A 20,480-nucleotide genomic window follows, 5' to 3' on the forward strand; every position below is an offset into this window, starting at 1 on the left:
GCGGAAGCGGGGGAGCATCCGGGGCTGATCACCGCATTGGGTGGTTTTGTGAGTGGTCGAGGAAGAAGAGATGTGGACCGATGTTGGTCATCGGGTCCTGCGATGCGGGATAATGGGCGGGAAGCAATGTGTTCGATGCCGGTGAAACTGTGCCCGCTTACGGGACCCCCGGCGCGATCGGCTGGTTTCAGGAAGGGGAACGAGCATGGCGGCCATGAAGCCGCGGACGGGCGACGGCCCGCTCGAGGTGACCAAAGAGGGGCGGGGCATCGTCATGCGCGTTCCGCTCGAAGGCGGTGGGCGACTCGTCGTCGAGCTGACACCGGATGAGGCGACGGCGCTTGGCGAGGAACTGAAGAAGGTCTGCGGCTGATCTCTTTCGCAGACCGCCGCCCCGGGGTGCACGCGCAACGCGTGCACCCCGGGGCGGCGTCGTGTCCCGGTGCGCCGGGCCGCGACCGCCTCGGTCCCGCTGCCCCCACTTGCCCTCACCGTCCGCGTCCGGCGGCCGACAGCCCTGCGTCATACTTCGTTCACTCACCGCGTTTGACCGCGCACAGCAGTCCGTCGCCGACCGGGAGCAGCGAGGGCACCAGTACCGTGCTCTCCCGTACCGTGCGCAACAGTTCGCCCATCCGCAGCACTTCGGGGGGCTGCGCCGCCGCCTCGCCCGCACGGCCCTCGGCGAACACCCCGGCGAAGCAGATCAGTCCGCCGTCGCGCAGCAGCCGCAGCGATTCGCCGAGATAGTCCAGACACTCCGTCCGGTCGCCGTCGCAGAAGACCAGGTCGTACCCGCCGTCCGCGAGCCGGGGCAGTACGTCCAGCGCCCGGCCGGGGATGAACCGCACCCTGTTGCCCCCGGTGCCGATGAATCCGGCGGCGCGGAAGGCCTCACGTGCGAACTGCTGCCGCTCCGGTTCGATGTCGACCGTCGTGAGCACCCCGTCGGGCCGCATGCCGTGCAGCAGATGCAGCCCGGAGACGCCGGTGCCTGTGCCGATCTCCGCGACCGCCTTGGCTCCGGCGGCCGCCGCCAGCAGCCGCAGCGCCGCTCCGGTGGCAGGGGAGACCGTGCGCAGCCCAGCGTCCTGGGCCCGGTCGCGGGCCCAGCGCAGTGCTTCGCTCTCGGCGTTCTCGACCAGCTCGGCGCCGTATGCGTCGGCGAACCCCCAGCTCGTCTGCCGGTTGCCGGTAATGGCCCTCTCCTGTCCCCGTCCTCCACGCAATCGTGACTGTATCCGTTGGCCCGGGAACCTGCTGATGGGACTAGGCGTTGAGGAGGCAGGACCGCGGAAGAAGCGGTCGGCAAAGCCGGGCAAATTTTCTTATCCGGAGCTAACGGGAGATGTGGCTATGGTAGGGGCTCCAGTGGACACCACCAGAGCCGACAGGGGAGGTGCGGCTGCAGGCCGGGACCGCCGAGTCTTCTCAAGATTCCGCAGGCCGACGGCACAGCCGAAATCCGTGACCGACACCGCTGACCAGTCCCGCACCGCCGACTCCGCGACCACGGCGACTTTCGCGACCGATGCGGACGCGCAGGCGTGGACCCCTCCCTCCTGGGAGGAGATCGTCAGCACCCACAGTGCCCGGGTCTACCGGCTCGCCTACCGCCTCACCGGTAACCAGCACGACGCGGAGGACCTCACCCAGGAGGTCTTCGTCCGCGTCTTCCGGTCGCTGTCGACCTACACGCCAGGCACCTTCGAGGGCTGGCTGCACCGCATCACCACCAACCTCTTCCTGGACACGGTCCGCCGCAAGCAGCGCATCCGCTTCGACGCGCTCGCCGACGACGCGGCCGAGCGGCTCCCCAGCCGTGAGCCCACCCCGCAGCAGCACTTCAACGACACCCACTTCGACGCGGACGTCCAGCAGGCCCTGGACACCCTCGCGCCCGAGTTCCGCGCCGCCGTGGTGCTCTGCGACATCGAAGGCCTGTCGTACGAGGAGATCGCCGCCACCCTCGGGGTGAAGCTGGGCACCGTCCGCAGCCGGATCCACCGGGGCCGCTCCCACCTGCGCAAGGCGCTCCAGCACCGCTCGCCCGCCGCCAGGGCCGAGCAGCAGCGCACCCTGAGCGCGGTGGTGCCGACGGCCCGGACGGGCGAGGTGAGCGCGGGGTGACTTCCGCCGAACACCACCTCGGAGACCGCCTCGCCGCCCTCGTGGACGGCGAGCTCGGACATGACGCGCGCGAGCGGGTCCTCGCCCACCTGGCGACCTGCCAGGGGTGCAAGGCCGAGGCCGACGCGCAACGCCGGCTCAAGAACGTCTTCGCGGACGCGGCGCCGCCCCCGCCCTCCGCCGGGCTCCTCGCCCGGCTGCAAGGGCTGCCGGCGGACAGCGGTCTGCGCGCGCCGGGCCTCGACGACATCGATCGCGGCCCCGGTGCGCCGGGCGGCTCCTCGGGCGGCGAAGCAGCGCCGGGCAGCGCCTTCACCGCCACCGCGCTGCCGGGCGGTGCCGGCCGCTCCGGGTGGGTGTTCGACCATCTTCCGGCCGGCCGGGGCGGCGGGCGCGGCCCGCTCACCCCGCAGCGCGGCTTCCGGATACACGAGATGCCGACCCTGGAGCGCACCGAGCGGGCCGACCGCGCGGAGCGGGAGCGCTCCGCCTCCCGCGGGCGCCGCTTCGCCTTCGCCGCGGCGGGTGCGTTCTCGCTGGCGGCGCTGGCTCTCGGCGGCACCCTGGCATCCGGTGCGACGACCACCTCTGCCGGGGCGGGCGGGGGCGACAATCCCTCCGCCAACTCGGTGCGCAGTGCCGCGTCCGGGTCCGGTGCCTCCCGGGATGTGCGGCGGCGCGGCGGCGAGCCGCGTGGCGGGGCGCAGAGCACCCGCGCCTCGGACTCCGGCCCGACCTTCGCCCCTCTCGCCTCGCACGGTGCGGCGGCCCCCAGCACCCGGCTGACCGCCCCCGTGAGCCTGCTGCAGCGCTCGGCGCCCTCACCGCTCTCGTTGCTCAAGCAGCCGCGCGTCCCACCTGCCTCCGGCGGGTACGGACACGACGGCGCCGCCTCGACCCTGAGCTCGCTGCGCGGATCGGCGTCCCTGCTGTCCGGCGGCCCGCGGGAGCCGTCCGCCGAGCTACGGCTCGCCGGGGGTGCCTCCCGGCACGACCCGTCGGTGCTGCGCTCCTTCCCCGGCCGGGCTCCGGCGGCGACGGGCTCGCTCTCCGCCTCGGCCGCCGCGCCAAGTCCGGGCGGGCGCTGACGCGGTGCCGCGTTGACGCCCGCTGTGCGGTGCGCCGCGTTCCTGGTTGAATCCTCTCGACAACCTGAAGCCCAGCCGGGGCGGAGCTCCCGGGGCGCCTCCCCGGATCCCGTCCGGCGGTGACCCGGGCCGTCGGTCCGGCGCCGGCGGCTGGGCGAGGGTGAGAGTGCGGGTGACCAGCTGGGGAGAGCATGGACGAGCCGAAAGCCACCAGGCAGGAGCCGAAGTGGTGGAGCCGACCACGCTGGGCCCCGGGCGGGCGGGCCGAGCCCGCGGCCGAGTCCGCACGGGCGACCGCTGCCGGAGTGGTCGCCGAGACCGCTCCGGCACAGGACGCGTCGAGCGCGCCGGACGGCCCTGACGGGACGGCGGCAGCCGCCTCCGTGCCGTCCGCCCGTCCCGAGCCGCTGCACGGTGTGGACCCCTACTCCACACCCCCGTACGGGGGACCCGGCCCCTGGGCTCCCGCGCCGCCCGTCCAGCGCCCGGCAGCCACCCCGCCGCACGGCGTCACCCTGCCGTCCGGCACCACCACGCCGCCCTACGGAGTGCCCGCCGACCGAGGCGGCGGTGCCGGTGGCAGCGGCGGCTTCGAGGACGGTTTCGACGGCGGTCGTACCGACCCGCCAGGCCCGGACCCGCTCCAGGACGGGACGCCGGCCCACCAGCCCGCCCTGCCCCTGCGGCAGGCCCCGCAACGGCCGCGCCGCGCCTCCCGCCTCGTCGTCGGCGGTCTCGTCCTGGCGCTGATGGCGGGCGGCGCGGGCGGGCTCATCGGGGCGTACATCGAGCGGAACGGCACGGTGAGCGATGTGGAGCTGCCGCAGACCGCGGCAGGGCCTGCGGGAGAGGGCGGCGAGCGCCCCGAGGGCAGCACCGCGGGCATCGCGCGCCGGACCCTGCCCGGCGTCGTCACGCTGCACGCCGCCGGTGGCGGGGCCGAGGCGACGGGCACCGGCTTCGTACTGGACAAGCGCGGCCACATCCTCACCAACAATCATGTCGTCGAGTCCGCCGAGGGCAGCGGCGCGGTGCGGGTCACCTTCAACGGCGGCCAGACGGCGACCGGTGAGGTGATCGGCAGCGACGGCGGCTACGACCTGGCCGTCGTCAAGGTCTCCCACGTCTCCGGACTCACCCCGCTGCCGCTGGGCAACTCCGACACGGTCCGGGTCGGCGATCCCGTCATCGCGTTCGGCGCGCCCTTCGACCTGGAAGGCACGGTCACCACCGGCATCGTCAGCGCCAAGGAGCGGCCCATCACGGCGGGCGGCGGGGAGCCGGGCAGCGAGTTGAGCTATGTGGACGCACTGCAGACGGACGCCCCGATAAATCCGGGCAACTCGGGGGGCCCGCTGGTGGACGGCCGAGGACGGGTCATCGGGGTGAACAGCGCGATCAAGGGCGGGGGCGGCGACCCGGGGATGCCCGACGCCGAGGCAGGCGGTGGCAGCGTCGGCCTGGGTTTCGCCATCCCGGTCAACCAGGCCCGCCGGGTCGCCGAGGAGCTGATCAACGAGGGCCGGGCCACCCACCCGGTGATCGGTGTCTATCTCGACACGGAGTACGAGGGCGAGGGGGCGCGGATCGGCGGCGCGGGCGGCAACGGTGAGGCGGTCGTACGCGGCGGACCGGCCCACAAGGCGGGGCTGAAGGAGGGCGATGTGATCACCAAGGTCGGTGACAAGTTGGTGACCAGTGGGGAAGAGCTGATCGTCCGCATCCGCAGCCACCGTCCCGGAGACGCCTTGGAGCTGACCGTCCGGCGCGGCGGAGCCGACGGCACACAGCGGACCGTGAGCGTGACGCTCGGCTCCGCCACCGGCTGACGGCGGGGACGGGCGCGGGGAGAGGGCGGGCTCCCGCTGGCGGGGCGTGGGCGGGTACCGTGACACCTGGCTGCAGGAGCCGTGGACGGAGTGAGGGAGCTGCGCGGTGTTCTTCGATATAGGACCACTGGAGCTGGTCGCGCTCATCGTGCTCGCCGTGCTGGTCTTCGGCCCCGACAAGCTCCCCAAGGTGATCCAGGACGTCTCCGCCTTCATCCGCAAGGTGCGCCAGTTCTCCGACAGCGCGAAGGAGGACATCAGGAACGAGCTGGGACCGGAGTTCAAGGACTTCGAGTTCGAGGACCTCAACCCCAAGACGTTCGCGCGCAAGCATCTGCTGGACAACGACGATCTGGGCGTCAAGGAGATCAGCAACAGCTTCGACCTGCGCAAGGATCTGGCCGAAGTCACCGACGCGGTCAACGGCACGGAGTCGGCAGGTGGCGCCGCCGGCCGCAACGGCGGCTCCGGCAAGGTCGACACGGTCAAGAAGAGCGCCCAGCCGGCCGGGCAGCAGGGCCCTGACCTCACCAAGCACACCTCCGACGGGGTGAACGGCCGTCCGGTGCAAGGGGATGTGCTGCGCAAGAGTGACCCGCCGCCGTTCGACGCGGACGCGACATGAGGCTCACCTGACACCTCATGAGGCAACGATCGCGTCACCTCGGCGTTCGCCGCAGTGGGACATCTACGGCGTTTGCCGTCCATCTCGCCACCCGCACCACGTCCTGATCCACCGGGCATGCCCGACACGGTGGACCGGTGTGGCTATCCTCCCAGTGTCGGGGGTCGCCGTCCGAGGAGCTCGGCTGCCCAGGCAACAGGGCAATGAGGAGGCGTCGCACAGATGGAGACGACGAGTCGGCTAGCCGGTGAATCCGGGCCCGCCGCGCAGGGAGTACCGGGTGCGCGGCGGGCGGTGGACGACTATCTGCTGGCAGCCTTTCCGTGGTACGGCCTGGACGCGGCCTTCACCGGACCGCGCTGGCTGATGCAGGTCGGTACGGCGGCCGACGGCACGGTCGAGCACGGCTCCACCGGTCACGGCGAGGAGCCCTCCCTCCGCGCCGAGACCACGCCCGAGGACCAGAGCTTCGCCGTCGTCGTCACGCTCGCCAGCCGCCCGGTGCGGCGCAGCGCGGACGGTACGGGCACCCTGGAGGCCACCTCCGTCTCCACCGCCGCCTGGCTGGCGGGCTCGGGCCTGCTCTCGTGCAGCTTCCCGATGGAGATGGACCGCAGTCTGCGGCAGGACTGGCTCGACCAGCAGACCGGTGTCGCCTGGGAACTCGCCGACGACCTGGACGGCTCCGGCTGGTCCTCCCTCTCGCTGCCGGTGGACGGTGTCCCCACCGACTTCCACTACCGCGAGTCCGAGTACGGCTGGGTGCTCGCCGGCTCGGCCCAGGAGGGCGTCCACCTCGGCGCCTACGGGCGCGGGATGAGCGCGTACGGCCTCGGCTTCGCCGTGGTGAAGGACATCACCGAGTACGAGCAGGACTGACCGCGCCGCGGGCCCACGCAGCCGCCCGGCCACCCAGCACGCATGGACCCCGTACGGAGATCTCCGTACGGGGTCCACGCGTGCTGCCGGGCGTTGCGCTCGGCGACTGCTGTGTGGCTGTTCAGAACTTGTCGCTCGGGGTGAGGCCCAGCGACATGCCCGACAGGCCCCGCTGGCGCGAGCTGAGCTTGTCGGCGACCGTGCGCAGCGCCTTGCCCGCGGGGGAGTCCGGGTCGCTGAGGACCACCGGCTCGCCCTCGTCGCCGCCCTCGCGCAGCCGGATGTCGATCGGGATGCCGCCCAGCACCGGGACCTCGGCGCCGGTCGTGCGGGTCAGCCCCTCGGCGACCTGCTTGCCGCCGCCGGTGCCGAAGACGTCGACCATCTCGTCGCAGTGCGGGCACGGCATGCCGGACATGTTCTCGATCACGCCGACGATCTTCTGGTGGGTCTGCACCGCGATGGAACCCGCACGCTCGGCGACCTCGGCCGCCGCCTGCTGCGGGGTCGTCACGACCAGGATCTCCGCGTTGGGGATCAGCTGGGCGACCGAGATGGCGATGTCACCGGTGCCGGGCGGCAGATCCAGCAGCAGCACGTCCAGATCGCCCCAGTAGACGTCGGCGAGGAACTGCTGGAGAGCGCGGTGCAGCATGGGGCCGCGCCAGACGACCGGGGCGTTGCCCGGGGTGAACATTCCGATCGAGATGACCTTCACGCCGTGTGCGGACGGCGGCATGATCATGTCCTCGACCTGGGTGGGGCGCCCGTCCGTGCCCAGCATGCGGGGGACGGAGTGGCCGTAGATGTCGGCGTCCACGACGCCGACCTTCAGTCCGTCGGCGGCCAGTGCCGCGGCCAGGTTCACCGTCACCGACGACTTGCCCACACCGCCCTTGCCGGAGGCCACGCAGTAGACGCGGGTCAGCGAGCCGGGCTGGGCGAAGGGGATCTCCCGCTCGGCCTTGCCGCCACGCAGCGAGGCGGCCAGCTCGCGGCGCTGCTCGTCGCTCATCACGTCCAGCTCGACCGCCACGGAGGTGACCCCGGGCACGCGCTGCACGGCCTCGGTCACGTTCGCGGTGATCGTCTCGCGAAGCGGACAGCCGGAGACCGTCAGATAGACCCCGACGTCGACCGCGCCGTCGGGCGCGATGCCGATGGATTTGACCATCCCCAGGTCGGTGATCGGCCGGTGGATCTCCGGGTCGTTCACCGTCGCGAGCGCCGCACGCACCGCGTCTTCGGTGGGGTGGGTGTCCTGGGTCTCGGTAGCCATGCATGAATGGTACGGCCGCGCGAAGCGTGTCGGACAAGGGGCGGGGGTCGGGTGACGGGTGGGCGGTACGGCCGGGTAGTGGGCTCTCCTAAGCGGCCGGTCAGCGGTCTTGGTCACTCTCCCGGTTGCGGACCGGCTCCCGGGTTCCCGCGGTTCCGCGGTCGTTCTGTTCGAGCTCCTTGACCATCTCGGCCAGCTCCGAGCGGATCCAGTCGCGGGTGGCGACCTCGCCCAGGCCCATCCGCAGCGCGGCGATCTCACGGGTGAGGAACTCGGTGTCGGCGATGCTGCGCTCGTTGCGCTTGCGGTCCTGCTCCAGATTGACCCGGTCCCGGTCGTCCTGGCGGTTCTGCGCGAGCAGGATGAGCGGTGCCGCGTAGGACGCCTGGAGGGAGAGGGCCAGGGTCAGGAAGATGAACGGGTACTCGTCGAACTTCCAGCCCACCGGGGCGACGATGTTCCAGCCGATCCAGACGATGATCACGATCGTCATCCACAGCAGGAAGCGGCCGGTGCCCAGGAACCGCGCGATCCGCTCAGAGGCCCGCCCGAACGTGTCCGGGTCGTAGGTCGGCAGCAGCGTGCGCCGGGGCGTGCGCGGCAGGTCCAGCCGCGGTCCCTCCCGCTCAGCCATCGCCGCTCCCGCTCCCTCGTGCTTCGTGCTCCTCGCCGGGGCCGGGCGCGAAGCCGGGCAGTCCGCCCACCGCCGCCGCCTCGCGCCAGTCCTCGGGCAGCAGATCGTCCAGTACGTCGTCGACCGTGACGGCGCCGAGCAGATGGCCGCCCTCGTCCACCACGGGCGCCGAGACGATGTTGTAGGCCGCCAGATAGCTCGTCAGGGCCGGCACCGAGGCGGTGGGCGGCAGCGGGCGCAGATCGGCGTCGACCAGGGCGCCGACGAGCGCGAAGGGCGGCTCGCGCAGCAGCCGTTGGAAGTGGACGATGCCCAGGTACTTGCCGGTGGGTGTCTCGTCCGGCGGGCGGCACACGTAGACCTGCGACGCCAGCGGCGCCGACAGGTCCTCGTTGCGCACCCGGGCCAGCGCCTCGGCGACGCTCGCGTCCGGGCGCAGCACGATCGGCTCGGTCGTCATCAGGCTGCCCGCGGTGCCCTCCTCGTAGCTGAGCAGCCGCCGCACCGGCGCCGCCTCCTGTGGCTGCATCAGGTCCAGCAGGCGCTCCTTGTCGGCCTCCGGGAGCTCGCCGAGGAGGTCGGCAGCGTCGTCGGGGTCCATCGCCTCCAGGACGAGGGCCGCCCGCTCGTCGGCGAGTTTGCCGATGATCTCCACCTGGTCGTCGTCCGGCAGTTCTTCGAGGACGTCGGCGAGCCGGTCGTCGTGCAGCGCCGCCGCCACCTCGGCCCGGCGCTTCTCGGACAGGTGGTGCAGCACGTTGGCCAGGTCGGCGGGGCGCAGCTGCTCGAAGGTGGCCAGCAGGTTGGCGGTGCCCTGCTCGGGCTCCTCGAGATTGAAGCCGGTCACCGCCTCCCAGTCGACGGTGAGTGTCTCGCCGCGCCTGCCGCGCAGCCCGCCGCCCTTGCGCCCCTTGCGGACGAACAGCCGGTCGATCTCCCAGTCCCGGCGGGCGGGCAGCCGTTGGAGACCGACGTCGAGCACGGTCACCTCTTCGCCGGTCTCCCGGAGGGTCACCTGACGGTCCAGCAGTTCGCCGAGGATCAGCCGTTCGTTGGGGCGCTGCTCGAAGCGCCGGATGTTGAGCACCCCGGTGGTGATGACCTGCCCGGACTCCACCCCGGTGACCCGGGTCATCGGCAGGAAGACCCGGCGCCTGCTGACGACCTCGACCACCAGTCCGAGGACGCTGGGCAGCCGCCGGCGGCCACTCAGCAGGGCGACCACGTCGCGGACCCTGCCGAGCTGGTCGCCGTTGGGGTCGAAGACGGGGACACCGGCCAGGTGGGAGACGAAGACCCGTGGAGCGCTCGCTGCCATGAGCTGCCTGCCCTCCTCGGCCGCATCGACCGATTGTTGCTCCAGCGCATATCCGTATGCCTTTGCGGCTTTCACCACTCTTTCAGATATATGACGGATTCAGGCTAACGTGACCGGCGCCACAGCTGCCGCAGCCCGATGGTCCGGACGGCTGCCTTCCGGGCAGCCGCGTCCGTCCGGGTAGGGTGCCCTCTGCCGCCGCCGAGCACAGGAGGAACGCCCGTGACTGGACGCGCCCGCGCACCCCGGAGTGCAGCGCTGCTCGCTCTCTTCTGCGTCGGAGCGAGTACGGCGCTGAGCGGCTGCGGAGGAGGAGACGGCGACCCGGACGAGGGCACCAACGGGGTGGGCAAGCTGTCGGCGGCCAAGATCGAGCGGAAGGCGAAGGCGGCGGCGGAGCGGGCCAAGGCCGTACGGGTCTCCGGCAATGTCGTCAGCAAGGGGCAGACCTACCGCCTGGAGATGCGGCTGAAGGAGAGCGGCGGCGTGGGCGAGGTCTCCGCCGAGGGCGGCCCCACCTTCGAACTGCTGCGCTCGGGCCGGGACCTCTATCTGAAGGCGGGCACCGACTTCTGGGCCCGGCAGGAGGGCGGCAAGGAGCCCAGCAAGAGCGACATCGCCGCGGCGGCCAAACTCAAGGGCAAGTACGTCAAGGTCCCCGAACAGGACCCGGCGTACAAGCAGTTGAGCGTCTTCACCGACATGGACACATTGTTGGACGGCCTGCTGACGATGGAGGGCAAGCGCGAGACGGGGGAGCGCGCCACGGTGGCCGGCACCCGGGCGATCCGTGTGACGGCCGGCAAGGGCCGCGGCGGCACCGTGGACGTCTCCCTGGAGGGTGACCCCTACCCGCTGCGGCTGCGTCGCGCGGGGGGCGCGGGGACGGTGCGGTTGAGCGACTGGAACGACGGCTTCCCGCTGCACGCGCCGAAGAAGGAGGAGACCGTCGACTACGGCAAGAAGATCTCGCCGGAGAAGCACAGCGGCTGACCGGCCGGGAGCACCCGGGGCGCGGCCCCCGGGGGGCCGGGCGCGGGGGCGCCGGCGCGGCGTGCGGGGCAGCACCGGCCCGGCGCGGCCCGGTCACTCGGGGGCGCGGGTCTTCCGGCGGCGGCGGAACAGCAGTCGCGGCAGTCCGGCGGGCTGGGGCCGCCGGGTGGTGGCCGGGGTCGGCAGTGGTGGTGCGGACTGCGCGTCGTGCGGCATCTCGCCGGGCCGCTCCAGCGGCTCGCCCACCGGCTCCAACCGCAGGACGCGGCTGGAGCCGGCCCAGCGCTCGGTCATGGTGTCGGCGTCCGGCGCGTTGAGGCGCTTGCCCTTCAACTCGCCGACGGCCGCCTCCCATTCCTCGCCGTGCGGGGCGAGCTCGCGTACCCGCGCCGTCCAGACGACGAGGCGGGCGCCCTTGTCCTTGCCCCGCACGGTGACGGTGGCGTTGCCGCCGTCCGTCAGCCCCAGGTCGTCGAGCGGCTGTTCGAGGGGGCCGTCGCCGACCAGGCACACCGCTCCCTCGTGCCACACATGCCACAGGCCACGCGCCGGCCCCTGGGGGCCGCGTACCCATACGAGCCCGGACTTCTTGGCCGTCTCCTCGATCAGCGCGCGGTCCAGATGGCTGTCGGGCGGCTGCGGCGTCACGCTCATGGCCGCAGGCTACAGCCAGCCGTTGCGCTTGAAACCCCGGTGGATGCCGTAGCAGATGGCGAGGATCAGCAGCAGCACCGCCGGGTAGCCGTACTTCCAGTCCGTCTCGGGCATGTAGTCGAAGTTCATGCCGTAGATTCCGGCAATCATCGTCGGCACCGCGAAGATGGCGGCCCAGGCGGTGATCTTCCGCATGTCCTCGTTCTGCGCGACCGTCGCCTGGGCGAGGTTGGCCTGCAGGATCGAGTTGAGCAGGTCGTCGAAGCCCAGCACCTGCTCGTTGACGCGGGTGAGGTGGTCGGCCACATCACGGAAGTACTTCTGGATGTCCGGGTCGATCAGCCGCACCGGCCGCTCGCTGAGCGTCTGCATCGGCCGCATCAGCGGTGAGACGGCCCGCTTGAACTCCAGCACCTCGCGCTTGAGCTGGTAGATCCGCCCCGCGTCCCCGCCTCGCTTGCCGCTGCCCGAGCGGTCGGAGAAGACATCGATCTCCACCTCGTCGATGTCGTCCTGCACGGCGTCGGCCACCGCCAGATAGCCGTCCACGGTCTGGTCGGCGATGGCGTGCAGCACGGCGGACGGGCCCTTGCTCAGCAGCTCGGGGTCGTCCTCCAGGCGGTGCCGCAGCGCCCGGAGCGAGCCCTGGCCGCCGTGCCGAACGGTGATGATGTAGTCCCGGCCGGTGAAGCACATCACCTCGCCGGTCTCCACCACCTCGCTGTTGGCGGTCAGTTCGGCGTGCTCGACGTAGTGGATCGTCTTGAAGACGGTGAACAGGCTCTCGTCGTACCGCTCCAGCTTGGGGCGCTGGTGGGCGTGCACCGCGTCCTCGACGGCCAGCGGGTGCAGACCGTACTCCTGTGCGATGTCGGAGAACTCCTCCTCGGTCGGCTCGTGCAGACCGATCCACACGAAGCCGTGCCGGCTCTGCCCTTCCGGCGACCGCACCTTGCGAAGCGCCTGGGCCGGGGTCAGATGCGCGGTGTCCCGGCGGCCGTCCAGGTAGGCGCCGCAGTCGACGACGGCGCTGCTGGCGCCGGCCGCACTGATGCGCTCGTACCCGACGCCGTATCCCGAACGGTTGTCCCTACGCAGGGCCGGGCGCACTGCGGCGCGCAGCTCTCGGATCATCGACATGAGGCCCTCCACGGTGCCGTGCCATGCCGCCGTGACACAGGTCGGGCGTCGTGCTGCCCGGAACGGGGGCCTACGGGCCACCACCGGAGGTCCGCAAAGCGGGCACCACACGCAAGCCGTGACGACGGCGGATGCTGACAGACGGAACAATGCGAAACTGCGAAACGCGGACGCTCTTCCGCCGTGCGCACTCCCGAAGGCGGGTATCCGGTCCTCGGGGAAAAGTGCGCCCCATGGCCGCGGGAAAATCAGGGCCGAAGGTGCTCAGGGCCTGAATGGCGCGGTCGCTGCCGGGCAGGAAGAGCGGCTGGTACTGCACGGTCGACTCGGATCCATGTCAGTCCCACCTCCTCCGGCCGGGCCCCTGTGGGGGACGATGTGTACACGCCTTGACCGGCAGACAACGGTAGCACTGCGAGAACGGTCCCTGTGCCCGTCGCTCCCGATCCTGACAGGCCTTTGCCGTCTGCTCGCACGCCGGTAACGTGCCGGTCCGCCCCGGGACGCGCGCGTACCGCGCTCTATGCTCGCCGGATGAACGACGTCCTGACTCTGGTCGACTCCCGGCTGCGCTGGACCTTCGGCGAACCCGACGCCCGGGCCTCGGTCACCTTTCTGGGAACCGAGCGCATCGAGGTGCTGCGGTTCCTGGACGCCGAGGCGGGCACTGTGCGTTATGCCACCCTCGGCATGTCGGCCGCACCGATGACCGACCCGGCCCAGGCGCTGGCCGACCCCGAGGCGGGGCCGCGCGCCGAACTGCTGCTGACCGTACGGGCCGGGGTCGCCGACACCGACAAGGTGCTGCGGCCGCTGGCCGTGCTCGCGGCGTCGCCGCAGGTCGAAGGCGTCGTCGTGGCGCCGGGCGCCTCCTTGGACACCGGCGGGCCGCTGTGGCCGGGAGCGCCCTTCACCTCCGTACTCGTCGCCGAACCCGGCGGGCTCGTCGAGGACTTGCCCCTCGACCCGCCGCCGGCCGCCGCCGGTGGGCACGCCCAGCAGCGCGACCCGGTCCGGTTCCTGCCCCTGCTGCCCATGACACCGGCCGAGGCCGCGTGGAAGCGCGTCCATGGGGCGGACGCGCTGCGCGAGCAGTGGCTCCGCCACGAGACGGACCTTCGCGATCCGCTGCGCAGGGCGGTGCCGCTGTAACCTCCTGCGCGGCGGCGGTGCCGCACTCACCCGGCCGGGGCCGGTTCGGCCTCGTCGGCCACCGCCGCCGGGCCGCCCGCCTTCGCGGCGGAGTGCGAGGCGGCCTCCATCGTCAGCGCCCGGCGCCGTACGCCGACGATCGCCGCGCCCGCGAGCGCGGCCAGGGCGGCGACCACGAACGGGATGTGGAGGTCGGTCCACTCCTCGATCTTGGGCGCCAGGAACGGCGCAGCGGCGGCGGCGAACCAGCGCACGAAGTTGTAGCCCGCGCTGGCGACCGGCCGGGGCGCGTCGGACACCCCGAGCGCCAGTTCGGTGTACACGGTGTTGTTGAGGCCGATGAAGGCTCCCGAGACCACGGTGCAGGCGATGGCCACGGCGTGGTTGCCGTATCCCAGCACCACCAGGTCGACGGCCATGAGCACCAGGGAGGCGCCCAGCACCCGCAGCGAGCCGAAGCGCTCCTGGAGGCGCGGCGCGATCAGTACGGAGAAGACCGCCAGCAGTACGCCCCAGGCGAAGAACACCGCTCCGGAGCGGTAGGGCGACATGTTCAGCACGAACGGCGTGAACGCCAGGACCGTGAAGAAGGCGTAGTTGTAGAAGAAGGCCGAGGCCGCGGCCGATGCGAGCCCGCCGTGACCGAGCGCCCTGACCGGGTCGAGCAGGGAGGTCTTCCGTGCGGGCCTGGGCTGTTCCTTGAGGAACGCGGTGATGGCCAGGAAACCGATCGCCATCAGCGCGGCCGTGCCGAAGAACGGGAAGCGCCAGCTGGCGTCGCCCAGGACGGCGCCCAGCAGCGGGCCGCAGGCCATCCCGAGGCCCAGCGCGGACTCGTACAGCAGGATGGCCGCCGCGCTCCCTCCGGCGGCGGCCCCGACGATCACCGCGAGCGCCGTGGAGACGAACAGGGCGTTGCCCAGGCCCCACCCGGCGCGGAAGCCGACCAGTTCGCCGACGGAGTGCGAGGTGCCGGAGAGCCCGGCGAAGATCACCACGAGCGCGAGCCCGAGCAGCAGCGTCTTGCGGCCGCCGATCCGGCTGGAGACGAAACCGGTGACCAGCATCGCCACCGCGGTGATCAGGAAGTACGAGGTGAACAGGAGGGAGACCTGGCTCGGGGTGGCCTCCAGGCCCTTCGCGATGGAGGGGAGGATCGGGTCGACCAGGCCGATGCCCATGAAGGCCACGACGGAGGCGCCCGCCGTGGCCCATACGGCCTTCGGCTGACGGAGGAGGCTCGTCGCGCCCTCGTCGAACGGATCACCACTCATGCCTGCCGCTCCTTACCGGTTCTCGTTCGGAGAAATAGTTGGTGTGTGCACACGATAAATTAGGCACGCTAATTAATGCAAATTACATCTATATGATCAGCAGGTCATCGGCCCCTTTTCTCCGGCCCTCACTTATCGTGCAGGTCAGGCCCTAGCTCCAGGTGGGTGATCGTCCTTGACGGGAGGGCGGCCCGGTAGCACCGTTAGGCCTCATGAGGGGCGAACCCAGTTGCCCGAAGTGCGGTGGCCGGGTCAGGGCGCCCGGCCTCTTCGCCGACACCTGGCAGTGCGGCATGCACGGCGCCGTGCACCCGCTCCAGCCGGTCCTCCCGCCCAGCGTCGAGGCGCTCGCCGTCGTGGTGGGCCGCACGCAGGTGCCCGTATGGATGCCGTGGCCGCTCCCGGTGGGGTGGCTGTTCACCGGCGTCGCCTGCGCGGGTGACGACAGAAGCGGCGGCCGGGCCACCGCCGTCGCCTGCTCGGGCCCGGCCCCGCTCGGCGGCCCGGGAGAACTGCTGCTGATCGCCGAGGAACTGGGCGTCGGACTCGGCGCGCGGTACGCCGGTATCGATGGCCCCGACCCCGGACCCACAATCTGCGAGGGCAAGCCACCGCAGGCCAAGGTCCATGCCGCGGGCCACCCCACGCCGCTCTGGCACGTCAGCGGCGCGCCCGACGACCGTGCCGTCTTCGCGGGCGAGGCCTGCGGACTGTGGCTGTGGGCCATCGTGTGGCCCCAGGAATCGGGCCTGCTGCTCTACGACGAGCTGGTGCTGACCGATCTGCGGGACGCGGGAGCCGAGGTGGAACTGGTGCCCTGCGGCGCGCTGTCGCCCCGACTGATCTCCTGACCGGCACCGCCCGGCCCTTCACGCTCCCGGTCCTCCTTCCGGCCGCCAGGGCCCGGTTCGCCCGGCCGGAAGGGGCGCCGCGCCGGTACGGCTATCCTGGTGAGCGCTCGCCATGAGCCCGTCACACCCCGCCGTCCATCATTCGGAGTCCGTCGAAGTGCGCATCGACCTGCACACCCACTCCACCGCCTCGGACGGCACCGACACCCCCGCCGAACTGGTACGCAACGCGGCCGCTGCCGGGCTGGACGTGGTGGCGCTCACCGACCACGACACCGTGGCCGGGCACGCCGAGGCCGCTGCCGCCCTGCCCGCCGGGCTCACCCTCGTGACCGGCGCCGAGCTCTCCTGCCGGCTGAACGGCATCAGCCTGCACATGCTCGCCTACCTCTTCGACCCCGCCGAGCCCGAACTGGCCCGCGAACGCGAGCTGGTACGGGACGACCGGGTACCGCGCGCCCAGGCGATGGTCGGCAAGCTGCGCGACCTGGGCGTGCCCGTCAGCTGGGAACAGGTCCTGCGCATCGCGGGCGACGGCTCGGTGGGCCGCCCGCACATCGCGGAGGCCATGGTCGAGGAAGGCGTCATCGAAACCGTCTCCGACGCCTTCACCGAGGAGTGGATCGCGGGCGACGGGCGCGCCTACGTCAGCAAGCACGAGCTGGATCCGTTCGACGCGCTGCGGCTGATCAAGGGGGCCGGCGGAGTCGCGGTCTTCGCCCACCCGCTGGCCGCCAAGCGTGGCCGGTGCGTCCCGGAGAGCGCGATAGCCGATCTGGCGGCGGCCGGACTCGACGGTGTCGAAGCCGACCACGCCGACCACGACCCCAGGACCCGCGAACGGCTGCACGGTCTCGCCGCCGACCTCGGTCTGCTGGCCACCGGCTCCAGCGACTACCACGGCAGCCGCAAACCCCTCGCGCTCGGTGACTTCACCACCGCGCCCGAGGTGTACGCCGAGATCGCCGCACGCGGCTCAGGCGCGACACCCGTCACGGGCTGACCGCAGCCGGGCAGTACTCCTCCCGCCCGACCGGACCCCGTGGGGACCGCGGGTAGCTTCTTCGCGTCACGCCGCGCCCACCCGCGTGAGCGCGCCCGCGCCCCGTATGCCCTGAGCCCCGTAGGGCAGGGCGCGCCGAGCACACCCGCGCCCGGCGCACGCGCCGGACGAGCCCGCGCCGCCCGGCGCCTGCGCTACGAAGCCCCGGCTCGCCACCTCCCTCGTCTTCCCCCGTCTTTCCTCGTCGTCCCCCCGTCCCGTTCCATCTCAGCAAGGCACAGGCACCACCGTGTTCGACACAGCGCTCTTCGGGTCCGTCTTCCTCACCCTCTTCGTGATCATGGACCCGCCCGGCATCACCCCCATCTTTCTCGGCCTCACCTCGGGGCGGCCGGTGAAGGTCCAGCGCCGGATGGCGTGGCAGGCGGCAGCTGTCGCGTTCGGGGTGATCGCCCTGTTCGGGATCTGCGGCAAGCAGATCCTCGACTATGTGCACGTCTCCATTCCGGCGCTGATGGTCGCCGGCGGGCTGCTGCTCCTGCTCGTCGCACTCGACCTGCTGACCGGCAAGTCCGACGAGCCCACCCAGACCAAGGACGTCAACGTGGCGCTCGTGCCGCTGGGTATGCCGCTGCTGGCGGGGCCCGGCGCGATCGTCTCCGTCATCCTGGCCGTGCAGCGTGCGGACGGCTGGGGCGGCCGGCTGTCCGTATGGACCGCGATCGTGGCCATGCACCTGGTGCTGTGGCTGGTGATGCGCTACTCGTTGCTGATCATCCGCGTCATCAAGGACGGCGGCGTCGTGCTCGTCACCCGGCTGTCGGGCATGCTGCTCTCGGCCATCGCCGTCCAGCAGATCGCCGGCGGCATCACCCAGTTCATCCAGGGGAAAGGCTGAGCCAGAAGTCCGCGAGGGCCCGCGCCGTCCGGGCGGGCCGCTCCGCGTTGGGGGAGTGGCCGGTGCCCGCGACGACGGTACGGCGGGCCCCGAGCCGCTCGGCCATGCCGTCCAGCAGGGGCACCGGCCAGGCGTCGTCCTCCGCGCCCGAGACGACGTGGAACGGCAGTTCCAGCGTGGCCAGTTCCCCCACCCGGTCCGGCTCGGCGAGCAGCTGCCGCCCGGTCGCGGACAGCTGCTCGGGCACGTTCGCGAGCCACCGGCGGCGCAGGAACTCCTCCATCGCCGCGGACGCCTCCTCCACCTCCCGCTGTGAATAGGGCGCCTCACCCGCGGAGCCGACCGACTGGTCGAGCTCCTGCATGACCTCCCAGATCGCCGCCATGCTCATGGTCTCCATCGCACCCAGCAGCGTTCTGACGCGCTCCTGCTGCGAGGGCGAGACGGCGGCCGGACCGCTGCTCATCAGCGTCAGGGAGGCGAACGGAGCGGCGTCCAGCAGCACCGCGGCGCGGGCGACCAGGCCGCCCAGCGAGTGGCCCAGCAGATGCACCGTGCCGGGCCGGTCGAGGCCGAGTACGGTCGCGAGCGCGAGCACGTCCCGGGCCAGGTCCAGCTGCGTGTAGGCGGCCTCCTCGCGCGGCCCGCCGGTTTCGAACTGCCCCCGCCCGTCCACCGCGACCACCCGGAACCCCGCCCGCGCCAGCGGCTCCAGCAGCCCGATGAAGTCCTCCTTGCTGCCCGTGAATCCGGGCAGCAGCAGCGCGGTGCGGCCGGTGCTGCCCGGGCTGCCCATGTCGTGCACGGCGAACTCCCCGCGTGCGGTGGCCATCCGGTACGCGCGCACGCCCTCGGGCAGTGCGAGAAAGGGGGGCTTGCTCATACCAGGACGCTACCCGCAGCCCACCCTCCGCCTCCAACGCCCGCGTCGGCCGGGCCGGCGCCCGCGTCGGCCGGGCAACCGGCGGGTCGGTGCGCCGGACAGCGAGCGGCCCGGCACCCACGAGGGGATGCCGGGCCGTGTGCTGCCGGGTGGTGCCGAGGTCGGCGGTCAGCCCTCCGCGGACTGCGCCGTACCGGCGGTGCGGCTGCTCGCGCCGCCGGACCGCGTCCTGCGGCGGCGCGGCTTGCGGGGCGCCTCGTCCGTGGCGACGGCGGTCTGACCGGCCTCGCCGCTCTCCTTGGTGGCAGGGGCCTTCGCCCCGGCCTCGGAGGCGGAGGTGGTGGCTCCGGCACGGGTGCGCCGACGGCGCCGGGGCTTGCGTGCGGCACCGCCCTCGCCTGCCTCGGCGCCCTCGGCGGTGGCGACGGCCTGCCGCGCGGCGCTCCCGGCCGAGCCGGTGGCGTCCTGACCGGTGTCACCGGCGCCGCCGGACTCGTCGGAGCGCAGCGCACCCCGCGTGCGCCGCCGCTGGCGCGGCTTGCGCGCCGGCTGGGTGCGCTCGGCGGCCGCGGCGGACCTGCCGGACTTGCCGTGCGAGCGGCTGCCCGGTTCGCCCAGGTCCTCGATCTCCTCGGCCGCCAGCCCGGCCCGGGTGCGCTCGGCACGCGGCAGGACGCCCTTGGCCTCCTGGGGGATCTGCAGCGCCTCGTACAGGTGCGGCGAGGTGGAGTAGGTCTCCTCCGGGTCGTTGAAGTCCAGGTCCAGCGCCTTGTTGATCAGCTGCCAGCGCGGGATGTCGTCCCAGTCGACCAGCGTGACCGCGATGCCGGAGTTGCCCGCGCGGCCGGTGCGGCCGATGCGGTGCAGATAGGTCTTCTCGTCCTCGGGGGTCTGGTAGTTGATCACGTGCGTGACGTTGTCGACGTCGATACCGCGCGCGGCGACGTCCGTGCACACCAGCACGTCGACCTTGCCGTTGCGGAACGCGCGCAGCGCCTGCTCGCGGGCGCCCTGACCCAGGTCGCCGTGGACGGCGCCGGCCGCGAAGCCGCGCCGCGAGAGCTGCTCGGCGACGTCGGCCGCCGTGCGCTTGGTGCGGCAGAAGACCATCGCCAGACCCCGGCCCTCGGCCTGCAGGATCCGGGAGACCATCTCCGGCTTGTCCATCGAGTGGGCGCGGAAGACGTGCTGTGTGGTGTTCGCCACCGTCTGGCCCTCGTCGTCCGGCGCCGTGGCGCGGATGTGCGTGGGCTGGCTCATGTAGCGGCGGGCGAGCGAGATGACCTGGCCGGGCATGGTCGCGGAGAAGAGCATCGTCTGGCGCCGCGTCGGCAGCATCTCGATGATCTTCTCGACGTCGGGGAGGAAGCCCAGGTCGAGCATCTCGTCGGCCTCGTCCAGGACGAGCGTCCTGATCTCGGAAAGCCGCAGCTTCTTCTGGCCCGCCAGATCCAGCAGCCGTCCGGGCGTGCCGACGACCACGTCGACGCCCTTCTTCAGCGCCTCGACCTGGGGCTCGTAGGCACGCCCGCCGTAGATCGACAGGACGCGGACATTGCGCACCTTGCCGGCGGTGAGCAGGTCGTTGGTCACCTGCTGGCACAGCTCACGGGTGGGGACGACGACGAGTGCCTGCGGGGCCTCGGTCAGCTCCTCGGGCTTGGCGCGGCCCAGCTCGACGTCGGCGGGGACGGTGACCGACTCCAGCAGCGGCAGCCCGAACCCCAGCGTCTTGCCGGTGCCGGTCTTCGCCTGGCCGATGACGTCGGTGCCGGCGAGGGCGACCGGGAGCGTCATCTCCTGGATCGGAAAGGGGGATGTGATGCCGACGGCTTCGAGTGCCTCGGCGG

20 protein-coding genes are annotated in these 20,480 nt (G+C 72.2%); 11 read left to right on the forward strand and 9 right to left on the reverse strand.

From position 1 onward, the window contains the following. The first annotated feature begins 205 nt into the window (after positions 1-205). Positions 206-373: a DUF3117 domain-containing protein gene (locus KBY19_RS15425; RefSeq protein WP_016469583.1), complete on the forward strand. Its 168-nt coding sequence runs from the start codon at positions 206-208 to the stop codon at positions 371-373. Positions 374-533: 160 nt separating this feature from the next. Here KBY19_RS15425 and KBY19_RS15430 read toward each other — a convergent pair whose 3' ends face one another. Then, a complete protein-coding gene (locus KBY19_RS15430) occupies positions 534-1,229 on the reverse strand; it encodes an O-methyltransferase (protein WP_099883892.1) in 696 nt (231 codons plus the stop codon). 127 nt (positions 1,230-1,356) lie between these two features. On the opposite strand from KBY19_RS15430, the gene sigE reads away from it, so the two are divergent. The 5 genes from sigE to KBY19_RS15455 all read left to right on the forward strand — a co-directional run bounded on the left by sigE (position 1,357) and on the right by KBY19_RS15455 (position 6,551). Next, the gene (gene sigE / locus KBY19_RS15435; RefSeq protein ID WP_180289752.1) at positions 1,357-2,130 is read left to right on the forward strand and encodes an RNA polymerase sigma factor SigE; all 774 of its coding nucleotides are present in this window, start codon (positions 1,357-1,359) and stop codon (positions 2,128-2,130) included. Next, positions 2,127-3,218: an anti-sigma factor gene (locus tag KBY19_RS15440; RefSeq protein WP_210965973.1), complete on the forward strand. Its 1,092-nt coding sequence runs from the start codon at positions 2,127-2,129 to the stop codon at positions 3,216-3,218. The genes sigE and KBY19_RS15440 overlap by 4 nt, the downstream gene beginning before the upstream one ends. A 191-nt stretch (positions 3,219-3,409) precedes the next feature. Continuing rightward, complete coding sequence (locus tag KBY19_RS15445; RefSeq protein WP_210965974.1) at positions 3,410-5,047, forward strand: S1C family serine protease; 1,638 nt, start codon at positions 3,410-3,412, stop codon at positions 5,045-5,047. A 106-nt stretch (positions 5,048-5,153) separates the two neighbouring features. Then, positions 5,154-5,672: a sec-independent translocase gene (locus KBY19_RS15450; protein WP_185018069.1), complete on the forward strand. Its 519-nt coding sequence runs from the start codon at positions 5,154-5,156 to the stop codon at positions 5,670-5,672. A gap of 222 nt (positions 5,673-5,894) precedes the next feature. Then, positions 5,895-6,551, forward strand: coding sequence for a hypothetical protein (locus KBY19_RS15455; protein ID WP_099883902.1), 657 nt, complete (start codon positions 5,895-5,897; stop codon positions 6,549-6,551). Between the two features lie 121 nt (positions 6,552-6,672). Here KBY19_RS15455 and KBY19_RS15460 read toward each other — a convergent pair whose 3' ends face one another. From KBY19_RS15460 to KBY19_RS15470, 3 genes are all read right to left on the reverse strand, one after another. Next, on the reverse strand, positions 6,673-7,830 hold the full coding sequence (locus KBY19_RS15460) for an Mrp/NBP35 family ATP-binding protein (protein WP_210965975.1): 1,158 nt from the start codon (positions 7,828-7,830) through the stop codon (positions 6,673-6,675). Positions 7,831-7,930: 100 nt separating this feature from the next. Further along, positions 7,931-8,464, reverse strand: a complete 534-nt coding sequence (locus KBY19_RS15465) for a DUF1003 domain-containing protein (RefSeq protein WP_099883906.1) — start codon at positions 8,462-8,464, stop codon at positions 7,931-7,933. Then, positions 8,457-9,782: a CBS domain-containing protein gene (locus tag KBY19_RS15470; RefSeq protein ID WP_099883908.1), complete on the reverse strand. Its 1,326-nt coding sequence runs from the start codon at positions 9,780-9,782 to the stop codon at positions 8,457-8,459. The genes KBY19_RS15465 and KBY19_RS15470 overlap by 8 nt, the downstream gene beginning before the upstream one ends. A 222-nt stretch (positions 9,783-10,004) precedes the next feature. Here KBY19_RS15470 and KBY19_RS15475 point away from each other — a divergent pair, with 222 nt between their 5' ends. Continuing rightward, positions 10,005-10,775: a hypothetical protein gene (locus tag KBY19_RS15475; RefSeq protein ID WP_180289753.1), complete on the forward strand. Its 771-nt coding sequence runs from the start codon at positions 10,005-10,007 to the stop codon at positions 10,773-10,775. A 93-nt stretch (positions 10,776-10,868) separates the two neighbouring features. Here the strand turns inward: KBY19_RS15475 and KBY19_RS15480 are convergent, their stop codons facing one another. Continuing rightward, complete coding sequence (locus tag KBY19_RS15480; RefSeq protein ID WP_099883910.1) at positions 10,869-11,429, reverse strand: hypothetical protein; 561 nt, start codon at positions 11,427-11,429, stop codon at positions 10,869-10,871. 9 nt (positions 11,430-11,438) lie between these two features. After that, positions 11,439-12,569, reverse strand: a complete 1,131-nt coding sequence (locus KBY19_RS15485; RefSeq protein WP_099883912.1) for a magnesium and cobalt transport protein CorA — start codon at positions 12,567-12,569, stop codon at positions 11,439-11,441. Between the two features lie 534 nt (positions 12,570-13,103). Here KBY19_RS15485 and KBY19_RS15490 point away from each other — a divergent pair. Continuing rightward, positions 13,104-13,721, forward strand: coding sequence for a suppressor of fused domain protein (locus tag KBY19_RS15490; RefSeq protein WP_099883914.1), 618 nt, complete (start codon positions 13,104-13,106; stop codon positions 13,719-13,721). 26 nt (positions 13,722-13,747) lie between these two features. On the opposite strand, the gene KBY19_RS15495 is transcribed toward KBY19_RS15490, so the two are convergent. Next, positions 13,748-14,995, reverse strand: coding sequence for an MFS transporter (locus KBY19_RS15495; RefSeq protein WP_099883916.1), 1,248 nt, complete (start codon positions 14,993-14,995; stop codon positions 13,748-13,750). 212 nt (positions 14,996-15,207) lie between these two features. On the opposite strand from KBY19_RS15495, the gene KBY19_RS15500 reads away from it, so the two are divergent. The 3 genes from KBY19_RS15500 (at position 15,208) to KBY19_RS15510 (ending at position 17,747) form a co-directional block, all read left to right on the forward strand. Next, a complete protein-coding gene (locus KBY19_RS15500) occupies positions 15,208-15,846 on the forward strand; it encodes a DUF6758 family protein (RefSeq protein WP_099883918.1) in 639 nt (212 codons plus the stop codon). Positions 15,847-16,003: 157 nt separating this feature from the next. Further along, positions 16,004-16,849, forward strand: a complete 846-nt coding sequence (locus KBY19_RS15505; protein ID WP_099883920.1) for a PHP domain-containing protein — start codon at positions 16,004-16,006, stop codon at positions 16,847-16,849. Between the two features lie 289 nt (positions 16,850-17,138). Next, positions 17,139-17,747: a MarC family protein gene (locus KBY19_RS15510; protein ID WP_099883922.1), complete on the forward strand. Its 609-nt coding sequence runs from the start codon at positions 17,139-17,141 to the stop codon at positions 17,745-17,747. Here KBY19_RS15510 and KBY19_RS15515 read toward each other — a convergent pair. Next, positions 17,728-18,630, reverse strand: coding sequence for an alpha/beta fold hydrolase (locus tag KBY19_RS15515; protein ID WP_210965976.1), 903 nt, complete (start codon positions 18,628-18,630; stop codon positions 17,728-17,730). The genes KBY19_RS15510 and KBY19_RS15515 overlap by 20 nt on opposite strands. A gap of 168 nt (positions 18,631-18,798) precedes the next feature. Further along, on the reverse strand, positions 18,799-20,427 hold the full coding sequence (locus tag KBY19_RS15520; protein WP_247691007.1) for a DEAD/DEAH box helicase: 1,629 nt from the start codon (positions 20,425-20,427) through the stop codon (positions 18,799-18,801). Positions 20,428-20,480 lie beyond the last annotated feature (53 nt).

The sequence above is a fragment of the Streptomyces sp. B15 genome (assembly GCF_018070605.1).
GTDB classification, from domain to species: Bacteria; Actinomycetota; Actinomycetes; order Streptomycetales; family Streptomycetaceae; genus Streptomyces; species Streptomyces smyrnaeus.

Excerpts from the sequence above, each read along its gene's own strand:
- KBY19_RS15425 (WP_016469583.1), top strand. The coding sequence starts at position 206 with ATGGCGGCCATGAAGCCGCGGACGGGCGACGGCCCGCTCGAGGTGACC.
- KBY19_RS15500 (WP_099883918.1), top strand. The coding sequence starts at position 15,208 with ATGAGGGGCGAACCCAGTTGCCCGAAGTGCGGTGGCCGGGTCAGGGCG.
- KBY19_RS15470 (WP_099883908.1), bottom strand. The coding sequence starts at position 9,782 with ATGGCAGCGAGCGCTCCACGGGTCTTCGTCTCCCACCTGGCCGGTGTC.
- KBY19_RS15445 (WP_210965974.1), top strand. The coding sequence starts at position 3,410 with ATGGACGAGCCGAAAGCCACCAGGCAGGAGCCGAAGTGGTGGAGCCGA.
- KBY19_RS15485 (WP_099883912.1), bottom strand. The coding sequence starts at position 12,569 with ATGTCGATGATCCGAGAGCTGCGCGCCGCAGTGCGCCCGGCCCTGCGT.
- KBY19_RS15460 (WP_210965975.1), bottom strand. The coding sequence starts at position 7,830 with ATGGCTACCGAGACCCAGGACACCCACCCCACCGAAGACGCGGTGCGT.
- KBY19_RS15515 (WP_210965976.1), bottom strand. The coding sequence starts at position 18,630 with ATGAGCAAGCCCCCCTTTCTCGCACTGCCCGAGGGCGTGCGCGCGTAC.
- sigE (WP_180289752.1), top strand. The coding sequence starts at position 1,357 with ATGGTAGGGGCTCCAGTGGACACCACCAGAGCCGACAGGGGAGGTGCG.
- KBY19_RS15520 (WP_247691007.1), bottom strand. The coding sequence starts at position 20,427 with ATGACGCTCCCGGTCGCCCTCGCCGGCACCGACGTCATCGGCCAGGCG.
- KBY19_RS15495 (WP_099883916.1), bottom strand. The coding sequence starts at position 14,995 with ATGAGTGGTGATCCGTTCGACGAGGGCGCGACGAGCCTCCTCCGTCAG.
- KBY19_RS15480 (WP_099883910.1), bottom strand. The coding sequence starts at position 11,429 with ATGAGCGTGACGCCGCAGCCGCCCGACAGCCATCTGGACCGCGCGCTG.
- KBY19_RS15455 (WP_099883902.1), top strand. The coding sequence starts at position 5,895 with ATGGAGACGACGAGTCGGCTAGCCGGTGAATCCGGGCCCGCCGCGCAG.
- KBY19_RS15465 (WP_099883906.1), bottom strand. The coding sequence starts at position 8,464 with ATGGCTGAGCGGGAGGGACCGCGGCTGGACCTGCCGCGCACGCCCCGG.
- KBY19_RS15490 (WP_099883914.1), top strand. The coding sequence starts at position 13,104 with ATGAACGACGTCCTGACTCTGGTCGACTCCCGGCTGCGCTGGACCTTC.